The organism is Humibacillus sp. DSM 29435 (genome assembly GCF_001758225.1).
Classification (GTDB): domain Bacteria; phylum Actinomycetota; class Actinomycetes; order Actinomycetales; family Dermatophilaceae; genus DSM-29435.
In genome coordinates, this window is sequence record NZ_MAST01000011.1 from 27,787 (window position 1) to 41,389 (window position 13,603).

At 68.2% G+C, this 13,603-nt stretch carries 23 protein-coding genes; 2 read left to right on the forward strand and 21 right to left on the reverse strand.

All coding sequences use genetic code 11. The annotated features are described in order from the left end of the window. Positions 1 to 9: 9 nt before the first annotated feature. The 18 genes from rplR to rpsJ all read right to left on the reverse strand — a co-directional run bounded on the left by rplR (position 10) and on the right by rpsJ (position 8,657). On the reverse strand, positions 10 to 384 hold the full coding sequence (gene rplR, locus BA895_RS08760) for a 50S ribosomal protein L18 (protein ID WP_070191522.1): 375 nt from the start codon (positions 382 to 384) through the stop codon (positions 10 to 12). A gap of 3 nt (positions 385 to 387) precedes the next feature. Beyond that, positions 388 to 924, reverse strand: coding sequence for a 50S ribosomal protein L6 (rplF, locus tag BA895_RS08765; RefSeq protein WP_070191523.1), 537 nt, complete (start codon positions 922 to 924; stop codon positions 388 to 390). 11 nt (positions 925 to 935) lie between these two features. Continuing rightward, positions 936 to 1,334, reverse strand: coding sequence for a 30S ribosomal protein S8 (gene rpsH / locus BA895_RS08770; RefSeq protein WP_070191524.1), 399 nt, complete (start codon positions 1,332 to 1,334; stop codon positions 936 to 938). Between the two features lie 189 nt (positions 1,335 to 1,523). Further along, positions 1,524 to 1,709, reverse strand: coding sequence for a type Z 30S ribosomal protein S14 (locus BA895_RS08775; protein ID WP_070191525.1), 186 nt, complete (start codon positions 1,707 to 1,709; stop codon positions 1,524 to 1,526). Position 1,710: 1 nt separating this feature from the next. Next, a complete protein-coding gene (gene rplE, locus BA895_RS08780) occupies positions 1,711 to 2,295 on the reverse strand; it encodes a 50S ribosomal protein L5 (protein WP_070191526.1) in 585 nt (194 codons plus the stop codon). A 2-nt stretch (positions 2,296 to 2,297) separates the two neighbouring features. After that, entirely contained in the window at positions 2,298 to 2,678 is a 381-nt protein-coding gene (gene rplX / locus BA895_RS08785; RefSeq protein ID WP_070191527.1) for a 50S ribosomal protein L24, read from the reverse strand. Between the two features lie 2 nt (positions 2,679 to 2,680). Further along, positions 2,681 to 3,049 carry a 50S ribosomal protein L14 gene (gene rplN / locus BA895_RS08790; RefSeq protein ID WP_070191528.1) on the reverse strand — a complete coding sequence of 123 codons (369 nt, stop codon included), beginning with the start codon at positions 3,047 to 3,049 and terminating at the stop codon, positions 2,681 to 2,683. Between the two features lie 197 nt (positions 3,050 to 3,246). Then, positions 3,247 to 3,561, reverse strand: coding sequence for a 30S ribosomal protein S17 (gene rpsQ / locus BA895_RS08795; RefSeq protein ID WP_070191529.1), 315 nt, complete (start codon positions 3,559 to 3,561; stop codon positions 3,247 to 3,249). After that, complete coding sequence (gene rpmC, locus BA895_RS24795) at positions 3,558 to 3,899, reverse strand: 50S ribosomal protein L29 (RefSeq protein WP_070191530.1); 342 nt, start codon at positions 3,897 to 3,899, stop codon at positions 3,558 to 3,560. Before rpmC ends, rpsQ begins: the two co-directional genes overlap by 4 nt. Further along, a complete protein-coding gene (rplP, locus tag BA895_RS08805; protein WP_070191531.1) occupies positions 3,899 to 4,318 on the reverse strand; it encodes a 50S ribosomal protein L16 in 420 nt (139 codons plus the stop codon). Before rplP ends, rpmC begins: the two co-directional genes overlap by 1 nt. A gap of 2 nt (positions 4,319 to 4,320) precedes the next feature. Next, on the reverse strand, positions 4,321 to 5,154 hold the full coding sequence (gene rpsC, locus BA895_RS08810) for a 30S ribosomal protein S3 (protein ID WP_070191532.1): 834 nt from the start codon (positions 5,152 to 5,154) through the stop codon (positions 4,321 to 4,323). Next, on the reverse strand, positions 5,154 to 5,522 hold the full coding sequence (rplV, locus tag BA895_RS08815) for a 50S ribosomal protein L22 (RefSeq protein WP_070191533.1): 369 nt from the start codon (positions 5,520 to 5,522) through the stop codon (positions 5,154 to 5,156). The genes rpsC and rplV overlap by 1 nt, the downstream gene beginning before the upstream one ends. A gap of 47 nt (positions 5,523 to 5,569) precedes the next feature. Continuing rightward, positions 5,570 to 5,851: a 30S ribosomal protein S19 gene (rpsS, locus tag BA895_RS08820; RefSeq protein WP_070191534.1), complete on the reverse strand. Its 282-nt coding sequence runs from the start codon at positions 5,849 to 5,851 to the stop codon at positions 5,570 to 5,572. A gap of 15 nt (positions 5,852 to 5,866) precedes the next feature. Then, positions 5,867 to 6,703 carry a 50S ribosomal protein L2 gene (gene rplB / locus BA895_RS08825; protein ID WP_070191535.1) on the reverse strand — a complete coding sequence of 279 codons (837 nt, stop codon included), beginning with the start codon at positions 6,701 to 6,703 and terminating at the stop codon, positions 5,867 to 5,869. A gap of 32 nt (positions 6,704 to 6,735) precedes the next feature. Continuing rightward, the gene (rplW, locus tag BA895_RS08830; protein WP_070191536.1) at positions 6,736 to 7,035 is read right to left on the reverse strand and encodes a 50S ribosomal protein L23; all 300 of its coding nucleotides are present in this window, start codon (positions 7,033 to 7,035) and stop codon (positions 6,736 to 6,738) included. Then, the gene (rplD, locus tag BA895_RS08835; protein WP_070191537.1) at positions 7,032 to 7,661 is read right to left on the reverse strand and encodes a 50S ribosomal protein L4; all 630 of its coding nucleotides are present in this window, start codon (positions 7,659 to 7,661) and stop codon (positions 7,032 to 7,034) included. Before rplD ends, rplW begins: the two co-directional genes overlap by 4 nt. Beyond that, positions 7,658 to 8,335, reverse strand: coding sequence for a 50S ribosomal protein L3 (gene rplC / locus BA895_RS08840; protein ID WP_070191538.1), 678 nt, complete (start codon positions 8,333 to 8,335; stop codon positions 7,658 to 7,660). The genes rplD and rplC overlap by 4 nt, the downstream gene beginning before the upstream one ends. Before the next feature lie 13 nt (positions 8,336 to 8,348). After that, entirely contained in the window at positions 8,349 to 8,657 is a 309-nt protein-coding gene (rpsJ, locus tag BA895_RS08845) for a 30S ribosomal protein S10 (RefSeq protein ID WP_009775966.1), read from the reverse strand. A 382-nt stretch (positions 8,658 to 9,039) separates the two neighbouring features. Between rpsJ and BA895_RS08850 the strand changes: the two genes are divergently transcribed. Next, on the forward strand, positions 9,040 to 9,912 hold the full coding sequence (locus BA895_RS08850; protein WP_139142580.1) for a hypothetical protein: 873 nt from the start codon (positions 9,040 to 9,042) through the stop codon (positions 9,910 to 9,912). A 105-nt stretch (positions 9,913 to 10,017) separates the two neighbouring features. Here BA895_RS08850 and BA895_RS08855 read toward each other — a convergent pair whose 3' ends face one another. The 3 genes from BA895_RS08855 to BA895_RS08865 are packed head-to-tail and all read right to left on the reverse strand — an operon-like array spanning position 10,018 to position 12,598. Continuing rightward, positions 10,018 to 10,416 carry a thiol-disulfide oxidoreductase DCC family protein gene (locus BA895_RS08855; RefSeq protein ID WP_070191540.1) on the reverse strand — a complete coding sequence of 133 codons (399 nt, stop codon included), beginning with the start codon at positions 10,414 to 10,416 and terminating at the stop codon, positions 10,018 to 10,020. A gap of 56 nt (positions 10,417 to 10,472) precedes the next feature. Next, complete coding sequence (locus tag BA895_RS08860; protein WP_070191541.1) at positions 10,473 to 11,807, reverse strand: M18 family aminopeptidase; 1,335 nt, start codon at positions 11,805 to 11,807, stop codon at positions 10,473 to 10,475. An 11-nt stretch (positions 11,808 to 11,818) separates the two neighbouring features. Beyond that, positions 11,819 to 12,598, reverse strand: coding sequence for a siderophore-interacting protein (locus tag BA895_RS08865; protein WP_254666395.1), 780 nt, complete (start codon positions 12,596 to 12,598; stop codon positions 11,819 to 11,821). 149 nt (positions 12,599 to 12,747) lie between these two features. Between BA895_RS08865 and BA895_RS08870 the strand changes: the two genes are divergently transcribed. Further along, on the forward strand, positions 12,748 to 13,578 hold the full coding sequence (locus BA895_RS08870; protein ID WP_070191543.1) for a class I SAM-dependent methyltransferase: 831 nt from the start codon (positions 12,748 to 12,750) through the stop codon (positions 13,576 to 13,578). The last annotated feature ends 25 nt before the right edge of the window (positions 13,579 to 13,603 follow it).

Here is a 13,603-nt window from a genome sequence, read left to right on the forward strand (position 1 = left end):
CGTGGTTGCTCACAGGGACAGACCGCCTTCGCGGGCGCCCTCGGCGATGGCCGCGACACGACCGTGGTACTTGTTTCCGCCACGGTCGAACACGACGGCTTCGATGCCGGCATCCTTGGCCCGAGCTGCGACGAGCTCGCCGACGCGCTTGGCCTTGGCCGTCTTGTCACCCTCGAACGCGCGCAGGTCGGCCTCCATGGTCGACGCCGACGCGACGGTCTTGCCGACCGTGTCGTCGACGACCTGGACGAAGAGGTGACGGCTCGAGCGGGACACGACGAGACGGGGCCTGGCCGTGGTACCGGCGATCTTCTTGCGGCCGCGGATCTGGCGGCGGGTACGTGCGGCGACCTTGGTCTTGCCGCGCTTGATGATCATTGCCATGGCTTACTTACCGGCCTTTCCGACCTTGCGACGGATCTGCTCGCCTGCGTAGCGAACGCCCTTGCCCTTGTACGGGTCGGGCTTGCGCAGCTTGCGGATGTTCGCCGCGACCTCACCGACGAGCTGCTTGTCGATGCCCTGCACCGAGAAGCGGGTCGGGTTCTCGACGGCGAAGTTGATGCCGGCGGGGGCTTCGATGACGACGGGGTGTGAGAATCCGAGCGAGAACTCCAGGGTGGAACCCTTGACCGCGACGCGGTAACCCGTGCCGTGGATCTCCATCTTCTTCTCGTAGCCCTCGGTGACCCCGAGAACCATGTTGTTGATGAGCGAGCGCGTCAGCCCGTGCAACGAACGCGAGTCGCGCTCGTCGTTGGGCCGGCTGACCTCGAGCGTCGCCTCAGCGCGCGCGACGGTGATCGGCTCGGGGACCATCAGGGCTAGTTCGCCCTTGGGGCCCTTGACCGTGACGGCCTGGCCGTTGACGTTGATGTCCACACCCGAGGGGATGGAGACCGGGAGTCGTCCGATTCGAGACATGTCAGTGGTCCTTACCAGACGTAGGCGAGGACTTCCCCACCCACGCCCTTCTCGTGTGCCTGACGGTCCGTGAGCAGGCCCGTCGAGGTCGACAGGATGGCAACGCCGAGCCCGCCGAGCACCTTGGGCAGGTTGGTCGACTTGGCGTAGACGCGCAGTCCGGGCTTGCTGACCCGGCGAACCCCGGCGATCGAACGCTCACGGTTGGGGCCGTACTTGAGGTCGATGGTCAGGGTCTGGCCGACGGTGGCCTCCTCGATCTTCCACGAGGCGATGTAGCCCTCGGACTGGAGGATCTCGGCGATGTTCTTCTTGAGCTTGGAGTACGGCATGGAGACGACGTCGTGGTGCGCCGAGTTGGCGTTCCGGACGCGGGTCAGCATGTCCGCAATCGGGTCTGTCATGGTCATGTGGGCTCTCCGCCCTTCCTCACCGGGGTTTCGACCTGGGCTTGCGCCAGGTGCGAGACGAGCGACGCAATGTCGTCGGGTCGCATGTGGTCGACCTACGGTGTTCGTTGCTGATTAGGAGTCAAGCAGGTGTTTCGAGGTGCTCGGCGGGCGCCGCCCCTCACGGGGCTGACCTGCCGAGCCGTGGTCTTACCAGGAGCTCTTGGTCACGCCCGGCAGCTCGCCGGCGTGGGCCATCTCGCGAAGGCAGATCCGGCAGACGCCGAACTTGCGGTACACCGAGCGCGGACGCCCGCACCGCTGGCAGCGGGTGTAGCCGCGGACCTTGAACTTCGGCTTTCGGTTCGCCTTGTTGACCAGTGCGGTCTTGGCCATGTCAGTTCTCCTTGAAGGGGAAGCCGAGCTGCTTCAGCAGCGCGCGACCCTCGTCATCGTTGGTCGCCGTGGTGACCACGGTGATGTCCATGCCACGGACCCGGTCGATGCGGTCCTGGTCGATCTCGTGGAACACCGACTGCTCGGTGAGACCGAAGGTGTAGTTGCCGCGACCGTCGAACTGCTTCGGCGAGAGGCCGCGGAAGTCGCGGATACGCGGGAGAGCGATCGACACGAGGCGGTCGAGGAACTCCCACATCCGGTCGCCGCGCAGCGTCGTGTGGGCGCCGATCGGCATCCCCTCACGCAGCTTGAACTGGGCGATCGACTTGCGAGCCTTGGTCACGACCGGCTTCTGACCGGTGATGGCCGTGAGGTCCTTGACGGCGCCCTCGATCAGCTTGCTGTCCTTGGCGGCGTCACCGACGCCCATGTTCACGACGACCTTGACGACGCCGGGAACCTGCATCGAGTTGCCGTAGGCGAACTGGTCGAGCAGGGCGGGCTTGATCTCGCTCTGGTAGCGGGCCTTGAGGCGGGGCTGGCCACCCGTCTGGGGGCTGTCAGCGGTGATGGTTTCAGTCATGCTCAGAGATCCTTGTCCGACTTGACTGCCACCCGCACGCGGGACGCCTTCTGGCGGCCGCCGCGGTCGACGGTCTCGACCCGCGTCTTGATGCGGGTCGGCTTCTTCGACTCGGGGTCGACGACGGCCACGTTGCTCACGTGGATCGCGGCCTCGGTGTGGGTCAGGCCACCGGTACGTGTGCCGCGGCTGGTGGCCCCGGCCTTGACGTGCTTGGTGACCCGGTTGATGCCCTCGACCAGCACGCGCTGGGTCTCGGGGTAGACCGCGATGACCTTGCCCTGCTTGCCGCGGTCGCCGCCGTTGCTCTGGGTGCGACCGGAGATGACCTGAACCAGGTCACCCTTCTTGATCTTCATCTTGCTGATGGACGTCTTGGCCATGTTCACAGCACCTCCGGCGCCAGCGAGATGATCTTCATGAACTTCTTCTCGCGCAGCTCACGACCCACCGGGCCGAAGATCCGGGTGCCGCGGGGGTCACCGTCGGTCTTGAGGATCACCGCTGCGTTCTCGTCGAACTTGATGTAGGAACCGTCGGCGCGGCGACGCTCCTTGACGGTCCGGACGATGACCGCCTTGACGACGTCGCCCTTCTTGACGTTGCCACCGGGGATGGCGTCCTTGACGGTGGCCACGATGGTGTCACCGATGCCGGCGTACCGACGGCCCGAACCGCCGAGAACACGGATGCAAAGGATCTCCTTCGCACCGGTGTTGTCGGCGACGCGCAGTCGCGACTCCTGCTGAATCACTGTCTAACTCCTGTCGTCGTGCCGGTTCTCTTGGTCAATCCGCGCTGAGCGCGCCTTGATCGAGAGCCTTGCCGAACTGAATGGAACGGTGTCTGTGGTGCGAGCCGGTCGGCGTCCGCGAACGGCTGGCGACTGACTCGGTCCCAGCCACACGGGTGGCTGAGGGTGACTCGTTGGGCAGAGCCCGACGAGCGTGACTACTTGGCCTTCTCGAGGATCTCGACGATGCGCCAGCGCTTGGTCGCCGACAGCGGACGGGTCTCCATGATGAGCACGCGGTCACCCACCCCGGCGTCGTTCTTCTCGTCGTGGGCCTTGACCTTGCTGGTACGACGGATGACCTTGCCGTAGAGCGGGTGCTTGACGCGGTCCTCGACCTCGACGACCACGGTCTTGTCCATCTTGTCGCTCACCACGTAACCCTGACGGGTCTTGCGGTGGTTGCGCTCACCGGCGGTCTTGACCGCTGTGTCGCTCTCGGTGGCCGTCACGGCCTGGTCCTGCTCGCTCATGCGTCAGCCTCCTCATCGGCCTTGGCCTTCTTCTTCTCGGCCTTCGCCGCCTTCTTGTCAGCCTTCTCCTCGTCCTTGGACTTGGAGGTCGCCGCTGCAGTCGCAACGGGCGAGGGCGCCGAGCCGATACCGAGCTCGCGCTCGCGCATCTCGGTGTAGATCCGGGCGATGTCCTTCTTCACGGCGCGCAGGCGGCCGTGGTTGTCCAGCTGGCCGGTGGCCGACTGGAAACGAAGGTTGAACAGCTCGGACTTGGCCTTGGTCAGCTCGTCGGCGAGCTTGAGGTCGTCAAGAGCTCGCAGCGCCTCGCTCGCGAGGTCCTTGGTTCCGACTGCCATCAGATGTCACCACCCTCACGCTGGATGAACCGGCACTTCATGGGGAGCTTGTGCATCGCGAGGCGAAGCGCCTCGCGGGCCACCGGCTCGGTCACGCCTGCCAGCTCGAACATGACGCGGCCCGGCTTGACGTTCGCCACCCACCACTCGGGTGAGCCCTTACCGGAACCCATCCGGGTCTCGGCCGGCTTCTTGGTGATCGGACGGTCGGGGTAGATGTTGATCCACACCTTGCCGCCACGCTTCATGTAACGGGTCATCGCGATACGCGCAGACTCGATCTGACGGTTGGTGACGTAGGCCGGCTCGAGAGCCTGGATGCCGTAGTCGCCGAACGCGATCGTGGTGCCGCCCTTGGCCGCACCGTGGCGGTTCGGGTGGTGCTGCTTGCGGTGCTTGACTCGACGGGGAATCAACATGGTCAGGCCTGCCCATTCTCAGCTGCGGGCGCCGCGGCCGCCGGAGCGGTCTCGGGAGCAGCTGCCTCAGTTGCCGGTGCACTCGAACCGGCGTTCTCACGCTCGCCACGACGGGCGCGGTTCGGTCGGTCGGCACCGTCACGACGCGGGCCACGCGACGGGCGCGGGGCGGCGGCCTGCTGGGCCGCGAGCTCCTTCGCCGTCATGTCGCCCTTGTAGATCCACACCTTGACGCCGATGCGGCCGAAGGTGGTGCGGGCCTCGTAGAAGCCGTAGTCGATCTGCGCACGCAGGGTGTGCAGGGGAACGCGGCCCTCACGATAGAACTCCGTGCGGCTCATCTCGGCGCCGTTGAGGCGACCGGAGACCTGCACGCGGATGCCCTTGGCTCCGGCCCGCTGGGCCGACTGCATTCCCTTGCGCATGGCGCGACGGAACGACACCCGGGCGGCCAGCTGCTCGGCGATGCCCTGGGCGACGAGCTGGCTGTCCATCTCGGGGTTCTTGACCTCGAGGATGTTCAGCTGAACCTGCTTGCCGGTGAGCTTCTCGAGCTCTCCGCGGATGCGGTCGGCCTCGGCGCCGCGGCGGCCGATGACGATGCCCGGACGCGCGGTGTGGATGTCGACGCGGACTCGGTCACGGGTGCGCTCGATCTCGACCTTGGCGATGCCGGCGCGCTCCATGCCCTTCTCCATCAGGCGACGGATCGAGACATCTTCCTTGACGTAGTCGCTGTAGCGCTGGCCGACCTTGGTCGAGTCAGCGAACCAGTGGCTCGTGTGGTCGGTGGTGATGCCCAGACGGAAGCCGTGGGGGTTGACCTTCTGACCCATCAGCGGGCTCCCTTCTTCTTCTCAGGCGAAGACACGACCACGGTGATGTGGCTCGTGCGCTTGTTGATCCGGCCGGCGCGGCCCTGGGCCCGCGGACGGAATCGCTTCATGGTGGGGCCTTCGTCGACGAAGGCCGCGGTGATCACGAGGGTGCGCTCGTCGAAGGCGACCGACTCACGGTCGGCCCGGACCCGGGCGTTCGCAATGGCGCTCTCGAGCACCTTCTGAACGGGCTCGGAGGCCGCCTGCGGGGCGAACTTGAGCACGGTGACGGCGTCGGTGGCGGCCTTGCCGCGGATCAGGTCCACGACACGGCGAGCCTTCTGCGGGCTGACGCGGACGTGCCGCGCCGAAGCCTTGGCTTCCATTGCTTCCCTGGTTTCTTGGCTGGTCTGAGACTTCATCGGGGTGGCCATCAGCGACGACGACCCTTCTTGTCGTCCTTGATGTGACCCTTGAACGTGCGCGTCGGCGCGAACTCACCGAGCTTGTGGCCGACCATCGACTCGGTGACGAACACCGGGACGTGCTTGCGGCCGTCGTGCACGGCGAACGTGTGACCGAGCATGTCCGGGCTGATGACCGAACGGCGCGACCAGGTCTTGATGACGGTCTTGGTACCCGCTTCGTTCTGCGCGTCCACCTTCTTCTGAAGGTGGTCGTCGATGAAGGGGCCCTTCTTCAGGCTACGAGGCATTCCAAAGGCTCCTTATCAGCGCTTCTTGCCAGTACGGCGGCGACGCACGATGAGCTTGTCGCTTTCCTTGTGTCCCTTGCGGGTGCGGCCTTCGGCCTGACCCCAGGGGCTGACGGGGTGACGTCCACCGGACGTCTTGCCCTCACCACCACCGTGCGGGTGGTCGACCGGGTTCATGGCCACGCCACGCACGGACGGGCGCTTGCCCTTCCAGCGCATGCGGCCGGCCTTGCCCCAGTTGATGTTGCTCTGCTCGGCGTTGCCGACCTCGCCGATGGTGGCGCGGCAGCGAACATCGACGTTGCGGATCTCGCCGGACGGCATCCGCAGCTGAGCGTAGGGACCCTCCTTGGCGACGAGCTGCACGCGGGTGCCGGCGGAGCGGGCGATCTTGGCGCCACCTCCGGGCCGAAGCTCGATGGCGTGGATGACCGTACCGACCGGGATGTTGCGCATCGGCAGCGAGTTGCCGGGCTTGATGTCGGCGCCCGGGCCGTTCTCGATGGGGTCGCCCTGCTTCATGCGGTTCGGCGCCAGGATGTAGCGCTTCTCGCCGTCGGCGTACTGCACGAGCGCGATGCGCGCCGTGCGGTTGGGGTCGTACTCGATGTGAGCGACCTTGGCGGGGACGCCGTCCTTGTCATGGCGACGGAAGTCGATGACACGGTAGGCGCGCTTGTGACCGCCACCGATGTGACGGGTCGTGATGCGACCGGCGTTGTTGCGGCCACCCGACTTCGTCAGCGGGCGAACCAGCGACTTCTCCGGGGTGGAACGCGTGATCTCGACGAAGTCTGCGACCGACGAGCCACGACGGCCCGGCGTGGTCGGCTTGTACTTTCGGATTCCCATGTTCGTTAAGTCCTTACGATTCTTCGTCGAGCTCAGGCGCCGGCACCGAAGATGTCGATCGAGCCCTCGCGGAGAGAGACGATCGCACGCTTGGTGTCCTTGCGCTTGCCGAGGCCGAAGCGGGTGCGCCGGCTCTTGCCCTTGCGGTTCAGGGTGTGCACCTTGTCGACCTTGACGTCGAAGATGGCCTCGATGGCGATCTTGATCTCGGTCTTGTTCGCGCGCGGGTCGACGATGAAGGTGTACTTGCCCTCGTCGAGCAGCCCGTACGACTTCTCCGACACGACCGGTGCGATCAGGATGTCGCGGGGGTCCTTGGTGTGGATGCTCACTTGGAGGCCTCCTTGTCGGCAGACTTGTCGATTTTGACGGGACCGGCGACGAAGGCATCCAGGGCGGCCTGGGTGAAGATCACGTCGTCGGCGCAGAGCACGTCGTAGGTGTTGAGCTGGTCGGCGAACAACACGTGCACGCTGCTCAGGTTGCGCACCGACTTCATCGAGACCTCGTCGTCGCGGGTGAGCACGACGAGCAGGTTCGGCCGCTCGGTCAACCCCGCCAGCAGGGCGCGGGCGCCCTTGATCGACGGCGCCTCCCCGGTGACGACGGACTCGACGACATGGATGCGCCCGAAGCGGGCCCGGTCGGAGAGGGCGCCGCGCAGGGCGGCAGCCTTCATCTTCTTGGGGGTGCGCTGGGAGTAGTCGCGCGGCTTGGGGCCGTGCACCACGCCACCGCCGGCGAACTGCGGTGCGCGGGTCGAGCCCTGACGGGCGCGACCGGTGCCCTTCTGGCGGTAGGGCTTGCGCCCACCACCGCGCACCTCGCCGCGGGTCTTGGTGGAGTGCGTGCCCTGACGAGCGGCGGCGAGCTGAGCCACGACCACCTGGTGGATCAGCGGCACGTTCGTCGGGACGTCGAAGAACTCGGCAGGCAGGTCCTGGGTATTGGTGGTCATGAGGTTGCACCCTTCGCAGCCGTGCGGATGAGGACGATGCCACCGCGGGGGCCGGGAACGGCACCCTTGATGAGCAGCAGGCTCTTGTCGGCGTCAACGGCGTGGATCTGGAGGTTCTGGGTGGTCTGGCGCTCGCCACCCATGCGGCCGGCCATGCGCATGCCCTTGAAGACACGGCCCGGCGTGGAGCAGCCGCCGATGGAACCCGGCTTGCGGTGGTTCTTGTGCGAACCGTGGGAGGAGGACACGCCGTGGAAGCCGTGACGCTTCATCACACCGGCGAAGCCCTTGCCCTTGGTGGTGCCGGTGGCGTCGATGCGCTGGCCGGCCGCGAACACCTCGGCGGTGACCTCCTGGCCGAGCGCGTAGTCACTGGCGTCAGCCGTGCGCAGCTCGACGAGGTGGCGGCGCGGCGTGACGCCGGCCTTCTCGAAGTGACCGGTCATCGGCTTGTTCACCTTGCGCGGGTCGATCGCCCCGAAGGCGATCTGCACGGCGGAATAGCCGTCGGTCGCGTCGGCGCGCACCTGCGTCACGACGCAGGGGCCGGCCTGGACCACGGTGACGGGCACGAGGCGGTTGTCGGCGTCCCAGACCTGGGTCATGCCGAGCTTCTGGCCGAGCACACCCTTCACGGTCTTCTGGGCAACGGAGTTCTGAGCAATGGTCGTCATGTCAACTACCGCCTCAGAGCTTGATCTCGATGTTGACGTCCGCCGGCAGGTCGAGACGCATCAACGAGTCGACAGCCTTGGGCGTCGGGTCGATGATGTCGATGAGGCGCTTGTGGGTGCGCATCTCGAAGTGCTCGCGGCTGTCCTTGTACTTGTGCGGCGACCGGATGACGACGAAGACGTTCTTCTCCGTCGGCAGGGGAACCGGGCCTACCACGGTCGCGCCAGCGCGCGTCACCGTGTCAACGATCTTCCGGGCCGAGTTGTCGATGACCTCGTGGTCATACGACTTCAACCGGATGCGGATCTTCTGTCCCGCCATCTGAGGTTACGTCTCTCTCTCGCCGTACTCGTACTGCCGGTTCCCTTGGCCCTACCGACCCCCGAGGTCGGGCGTGTCGCGCCCGCTCCGCGGTGGAAAGTTCGCACCTGAGTGCCACTTCACTGGTGGAGTGCCCGGCCGAACCGGGCTGCCTGCGCTTCCCTCGGGCCTCGAAACGAGTCCGGCGGCGGAGACATGAGTGCAAACCGCACACACAGTCTCGTAACCACAAGGGGTGGCGTGGCTGACATGGGTCAGCAACGCGCGTCAAGCAACCTGGTCAGTGTGCCAGAGGCCGTGCTCATGTATCAAATCGACGCCGAAGCCGCCCTGTTCCCCAGGGCGTCCCCAACGGCCGCCCCCTACTTGCAGGGAGCAGTCGATGAACCTCATGCGCACCCCAGGCCGCGTCATCACCGCAGCAGCCGCTGTGCTCGCCCTGAGCGGAGCCGGCGTCGCGATGGCTGCAGACGGGGCCGGTACGGCCAACCCGTTGCCTACCGGAGCCGCGAGCACGGCGAGGGGCAGCGCGCCAGCCGGGTCAACAGGCTCTCCGGCATCGACGGCATTGACGGCCGCGCTGCCTTCGGGCAGCGAGCTGAAGCTCGTGCCGGTCGCGCCGTGCCGGATGCTCGACACCCGCGTGGTGGGCGGGGTCGTGAGCAACGCCGCCCGCAACTTCTCGGCCGTGGGCGGGCTGGGAGCCCAGGGCGGCGCGAGCGGCGGATGCGGCATCCCGTCCTACGCGAAAGCGCTGGCGCTCAACGTCGGTGCCATCTCGAGCGGAGGTTCGGCCGGCTACGTGAAGGGCTACTCCTACGGCTCTGCGGTGCCGGCCGCGTCGCTCGTCAACTTCGACAAGTCCGGCGCGGTCGCGAACATGGTCACGCTCAAGATCAGGGCCGGCAACCCGTCGTTCGTGCTGCGCACCGGGGGCTCGGCCCACCTGTTCGCCGACGTGGCCGGCTACTACGTCTCCAGCCCCTACGTGGCCGTGGCTTCGAACGGGGCCGTCTACCAGAGCATCGCATCGGGGGTCGTGGGCATCGCCCGCACCGGGGTGGGCATGTACACGGTCACCTTCGACCGTGACGTGACCGGCTGTGGCGCCGCGACGAACTCGATCACCTGGGCCACCAACAACGACCCCTCCGCCAGCGTGGGCGCCGGTGGCGCCAACCAGGTCGTCGTGGGAGTGACGGACCAGGCCGGCGCGATGGTCGACTCCTACTTCACCCTCGCGCTCTCGTGCTGACCCGAGCCGGCACGCCCTGACGCCGTGCTGCCCGGAGGCCGATCCGCACCCTGCGGGTCGGCCACTGCGCGCGCCTCATCGCTGGGATGGGGGCCTCGCGCGACGTCATCCACGTCGGGGTGCGGCGCACGCCGCCGTGCCCCCCGGCAGCTGGTGACGATGCGCAGCCACCCAGGTGTAGGCCCGGGCCGCGACGCGGCTCACGCCGGGCGCCATGATGAGGTAACCGACGGGCCGCCAGCCGTAGGCGCCGTGCGTGGCCGCGCTCGCGATGGCGCGATGCCCCGAGCGGATCGAGCCGGATGCCGTCACGAACTGGGCGGCCGCCTCGCAGTCGTCGGCGCTCAGGCCGACCGACTCGAGGTCGAGCTCCTGCCACGGCCGCACCTCGTAGCGGTCGCGCCGGTCGACCCATCGCTTGGTGAACCGGGCTGTGCTCGTGCAGAACGCACAGTCGCCGTCGAAGATCAGGGTGGGGCGGGTGGTCGACCCGAGCGGGTTCACATCGTCATCATCGCACTGCGCCCACCACCGCCACCACCCGCGCGTTCGAACCTTGCTCAGCGCGCGGGAGCCAGGAAGGCCGAGAGCGCCGCGGCGTACATGGCCGGGTCGTGGGCGCCACACAGCTCGCGGGCACTGTGCATCGAGAGGGTCGCTGCGCCGAAGTCGACCGTCGTGGCGCCGGTGAGGGCGGCCGTCATCGGCCCCACGGTCGAACCACACGGCAGGTCGCTGCGAGAGACGAAGGTCTGCATGGGCACCCCCGCCTGCTCGCAGGCGAGCCGGAACGCCGCCGCGCCGATCGAGTCGGTGGCGTAACGCAGGTTGGTGTTGACCTTCAGCACGGGGCCGGCGTTCACCGCGATGTGGTGCAGGGGCTCGTGCCGGTCGGCGTAGTTGGGGTGGGTGGCATGGCCCATGTCGCCCGAGGCGATCACGGTCGCGGCCAGCGCTCGCCAGTAGTCGTCGCGGGAGCCGCCCCCCGCGGTGACGATGCGCTCGAGCACCGAGGGCAGCAAGGTCGACATGGCGCCTCGCTCGGAGGTGCTGCCGATCTCCTCATGGTCGAACAGCACGAGCACCGGCACCTGTGAGTGCCCGGCACCGTTCGACCCCGTTCCGTCGACGGCGTCGACGAGCGCCCGGGTGCCGGCGTACGAGGTCGCGAGGTTGTCGAGACGCGGGGCCGCGATCAGCTCACGACGGCGACCGATGCGGGCCGACGGCTGCACCGGGTGGGTCATGACGTCGCTGAAGAGCACGTCCTCGCGGTCGACACCCACCTGCTCGGCGAGGTAGCCGGTGATGTCACCCGGCTCGTCGCCAACCCCCCAGATCGGCTCCATGTGCTGCTGCTTGTTCAAGCTGAGCCCGTCGTTCTGGCTACGGTCGAGGTGGATGGCGAGCTGAGCGACCCGAAGCAGCGGCTGCCGGTCGTGGAACAGCCGGGTGGCGACCCCGTTGACGCCGTCGGCAGCTCGCACGGCGACCCGCCCCGCGAGGCCGAGGTCTCGGTCGAGCCAGGAGTTGAGAATGAGGCCCCCGTAGGGCTCGACGGCGAGCATCTGCCAGCCGGCGCGGGCGTGGTCGGTGTGCGGCTTGAGCCGCAGGTTGGGGCTGTCGGTGTGGGCGCCGACGACCCGGAACCCGGCTTCCGGGCCTGCGCCGCTGCCGTGGGCGCCGCGGGTGTCCCAGGCGATGAGGGAGCCGCCGCGCGCCAGGTAGTGCGCACCGGGCTCGGTCGGGAACGCGTCGGTCTCACGCACCTGCTTGAAGCCTGCCGTCGAGAGCAGCCGAGCCGACTGCTCACAGGCGTGGAAGGGCGTCGGCGAGGAGTCGACGTAGTCGATCAGAGCCTGGGCTTCGGTGTCGGTGTCGAGCGAGTGCGCCATGCTTCCCGACCCTATCCGGCCGCTGCAGACTCGGCCGTCGCCAGTTCGGACTTCCACACCCGGAACGACTCCTCCGAACGACCACGTCGCCAGTAGCCCGAGATCGACGCGTCAGCACGCGGCACTCCGCGCTCCGTGAGCAGGTAGGGCCGAATGCCGTGCATGACCGCACGGGCTTCGCCGTGGACGAAGGCCTGCACCCGCCCGGGGCGCCACGGCAGCGCGCGCACGGCGTCGACGAGGGTGGGCGACCCAGCGACGGCGTCGTCGCCCACCGTCTCTTCGGCGCTCGCGGCGTAGACCCAGCTGACCTCCATGCCGGCCGGAGCGCGAAGGTCGATCTCGTGCTCGCGACCCGGCACCTCGACGACGACGTACCCCACGGCAGTCGCCCCGAGGGCCGCCACCGCAGCCGCCACCGCGGGGAGGGCCGACTGGTCGCCGACGAGCAGGTGCCAGGCAGCAGACGGGTCGGGGGCGTAGCCGCCCCCGGGGCCACGAGCGGCCAGCGTCTCCCCCGGCGTCGCTCGCGCCGCCCAGGGACCGGCCACACCCTCGTCGCCGTGAACGACGAAGTCGATCGCGACGGTGCCGGCCTCGACGTCGGGGTCGATGGCCGTGTAGGTGCGCAGAACTGGCGCCTCGCCGCCCTCGAAGACCAGCTTGACGTAGCGGTCGGTCGCGGTGCTGCCGGCGAAGGCACTGAGGTCGTCGCTGCGGAAATGGACGCGCACCAACCCAGGGCTGAGCGCCTCGGTGGAGGTGACGGTCAAGGCGGTGGTGCTGGGCACGATGGGTTCTCTCGGTCGGTCGTCGCCACCGGAAGGGCGGCTGTCTTAGGTAAGCCTAACCCGCAGCGGGCCCACCGAGGTGGTGCGGCCCTGCCGAGGACTCGTCGCGAAGGGCACACCGGAGCGGCCGAAGGGAGGACGATGCGTACATGGATGCCGCTGCGCGACGTGGTCACGTCGCTGCCCTGTTCGACCAGCTCGCGGCCGGCTACGACCAGGGCGGTGTGCCGTGGTTCATCCCGATCGGTGCGCGCCTGGTCGAGCTGACCCGCCCTCGCCCCGGCGACCGCGCCATCGACATCGGCTCCGGTCGAGGCGCCGCGAGCTTCGCACTGCTCGAGGCCGTCGGCCCCCGGGGCCACGTGAGCGCCGTCGACCTGTCACCGGCCATGGTCGAACGGCTGCGGGCGGAGGCTGCCGATCGCGGGATCACCCACCTCGAGGTGCAGGTCGGGGAGGCCTCCCCTGACCGCCTGGCGGCAGCATCGTTCGACGTGGGCACGGCATCCCTCGTGCTCTTCTTCGACCCCGAGCCCGAGCGCACCTTCGCCCGCTGGCTGTCCCTGCTGCGACCCGGTGGGCGCATCGGGCTCAGCACCTTCGGCCCGACCGATGCGGCGTGGACGGCAGCCGAAGCGGTGCTGCTGCGGTACGCGCCACCCGCGCTGCTCGACGCCCGCACGTCGGGACGAGTCGGACCCTTCGCGAGCACCACCTCCATGTCGGCCCTGTTCCACCGTGCCGGGGCGCTCGAGGTCGACAGCCACGACGAGCCTCTCGAGGTGGTGCTGCCTGATGCCCTGGCCTGGCGATCCTGGACGATGACGCTCGGTCTTCGCCAGCTCTGGGAAGCCGTACCCCCCGGCGACCTGCCCGACGTTCTCAACGACGTCGAGACGGCCCTCGAGGCCGACCGCGGCGACGACGGCCTGCTCCACCTGACCCAACAGGTGCGCTACACCACCGGCTCCGCTCCCTGACCTCGCAGGCTTGGGATTGGCAGGC

Coding starts and splice junctions, on each gene's coding strand:
- rplR (WP_070191522.1), bottom strand. CDS start 384: ATGGCAATGATCATCAAGCGCGGCAAGACCAAGGTCGCCGCACGTACC.
- rplF (WP_070191523.1), bottom strand. CDS start 924: ATGTCTCGAATCGGACGACTCCCGGTCTCCATCCCCTCGGGTGTGGAC.
- rpsH (WP_070191524.1), bottom strand. CDS start 1,334: ATGACCATGACAGACCCGATTGCGGACATGCTGACCCGCGTCCGGAAC.
- BA895_RS08775 (WP_070191525.1), bottom strand. CDS start 1,709: ATGGCCAAGACCGCACTGGTCAACAAGGCGAACCGAAAGCCGAAGTTC.
- rplE (WP_070191526.1), bottom strand. CDS start 2,295: ATGACTGAAACCATCACCGCTGACAGCCCCCAGACGGGTGGCCAGCCC.
- rplX (WP_070191527.1), bottom strand. CDS start 2,678: ATGGCCAAGACGTCCATCAGCAAGATGAAGATCAAGAAGGGTGACCTG.
- rpsQ (WP_070191529.1), bottom strand. CDS start 3,561: ATGAGCGAGCAGGACCAGGCCGTGACGGCCACCGAGAGCGACACAGCG.
- rpmC (WP_070191530.1), bottom strand. CDS start 3,899: ATGGCAGTCGGAACCAAGGACCTCGCGAGCGAGGCGCTGCGAGCTCTT.
- rplP (WP_070191531.1), bottom strand. CDS start 4,318: ATGTTGATTCCCCGTCGAGTCAAGCACCGCAAGCAGCACCACCCGAAC.
- rpsC (WP_070191532.1), bottom strand. CDS start 5,154: ATGGGTCAGAAGGTCAACCCCCACGGCTTCCGTCTGGGCATCACCACC.
- rplV (WP_070191533.1), bottom strand. CDS start 5,522: ATGGAAGCCAAGGCTTCGGCGCGGCACGTCCGCGTCAGCCCGCAGAAG.
- rpsS (WP_070191534.1), bottom strand. CDS start 5,851: ATGCCTCGTAGCCTGAAGAAGGGCCCCTTCATCGACGACCACCTTCAG.
- rplB (WP_070191535.1), bottom strand. CDS start 6,703: ATGGGAATCCGAAAGTACAAGCCGACCACGCCGGGCCGTCGTGGCTCG.
- rplD (WP_070191537.1), bottom strand. CDS start 7,661: ATGACCACCAATACCCAGGACCTGCCTGCCGAGTTCTTCGACGTCCCG.
- rplC (WP_070191538.1), bottom strand. CDS start 8,335: ATGACGACCATTGCTCAGAACTCCGTTGCCCAGAAGACCGTGAAGGGT.
- rpsJ (WP_009775966.1), bottom strand. CDS start 8,657: ATGGCGGGACAGAAGATCCGCATCCGGTTGAAGTCGTATGACCACGAG.
- BA895_RS08850 (WP_139142580.1), top strand. CDS start 9,040: ATGAACCTCATGCGCACCCCAGGCCGCGTCATCACCGCAGCAGCCGCT.
- BA895_RS08860 (WP_070191541.1), bottom strand. CDS start 11,807: ATGGCGCACTCGCTCGACACCGACACCGAAGCCCAGGCTCTGATCGAC.
- BA895_RS08870 (WP_070191543.1), top strand. CDS start 12,748: ATGGATGCCGCTGCGCGACGTGGTCACGTCGCTGCCCTGTTCGACCAG.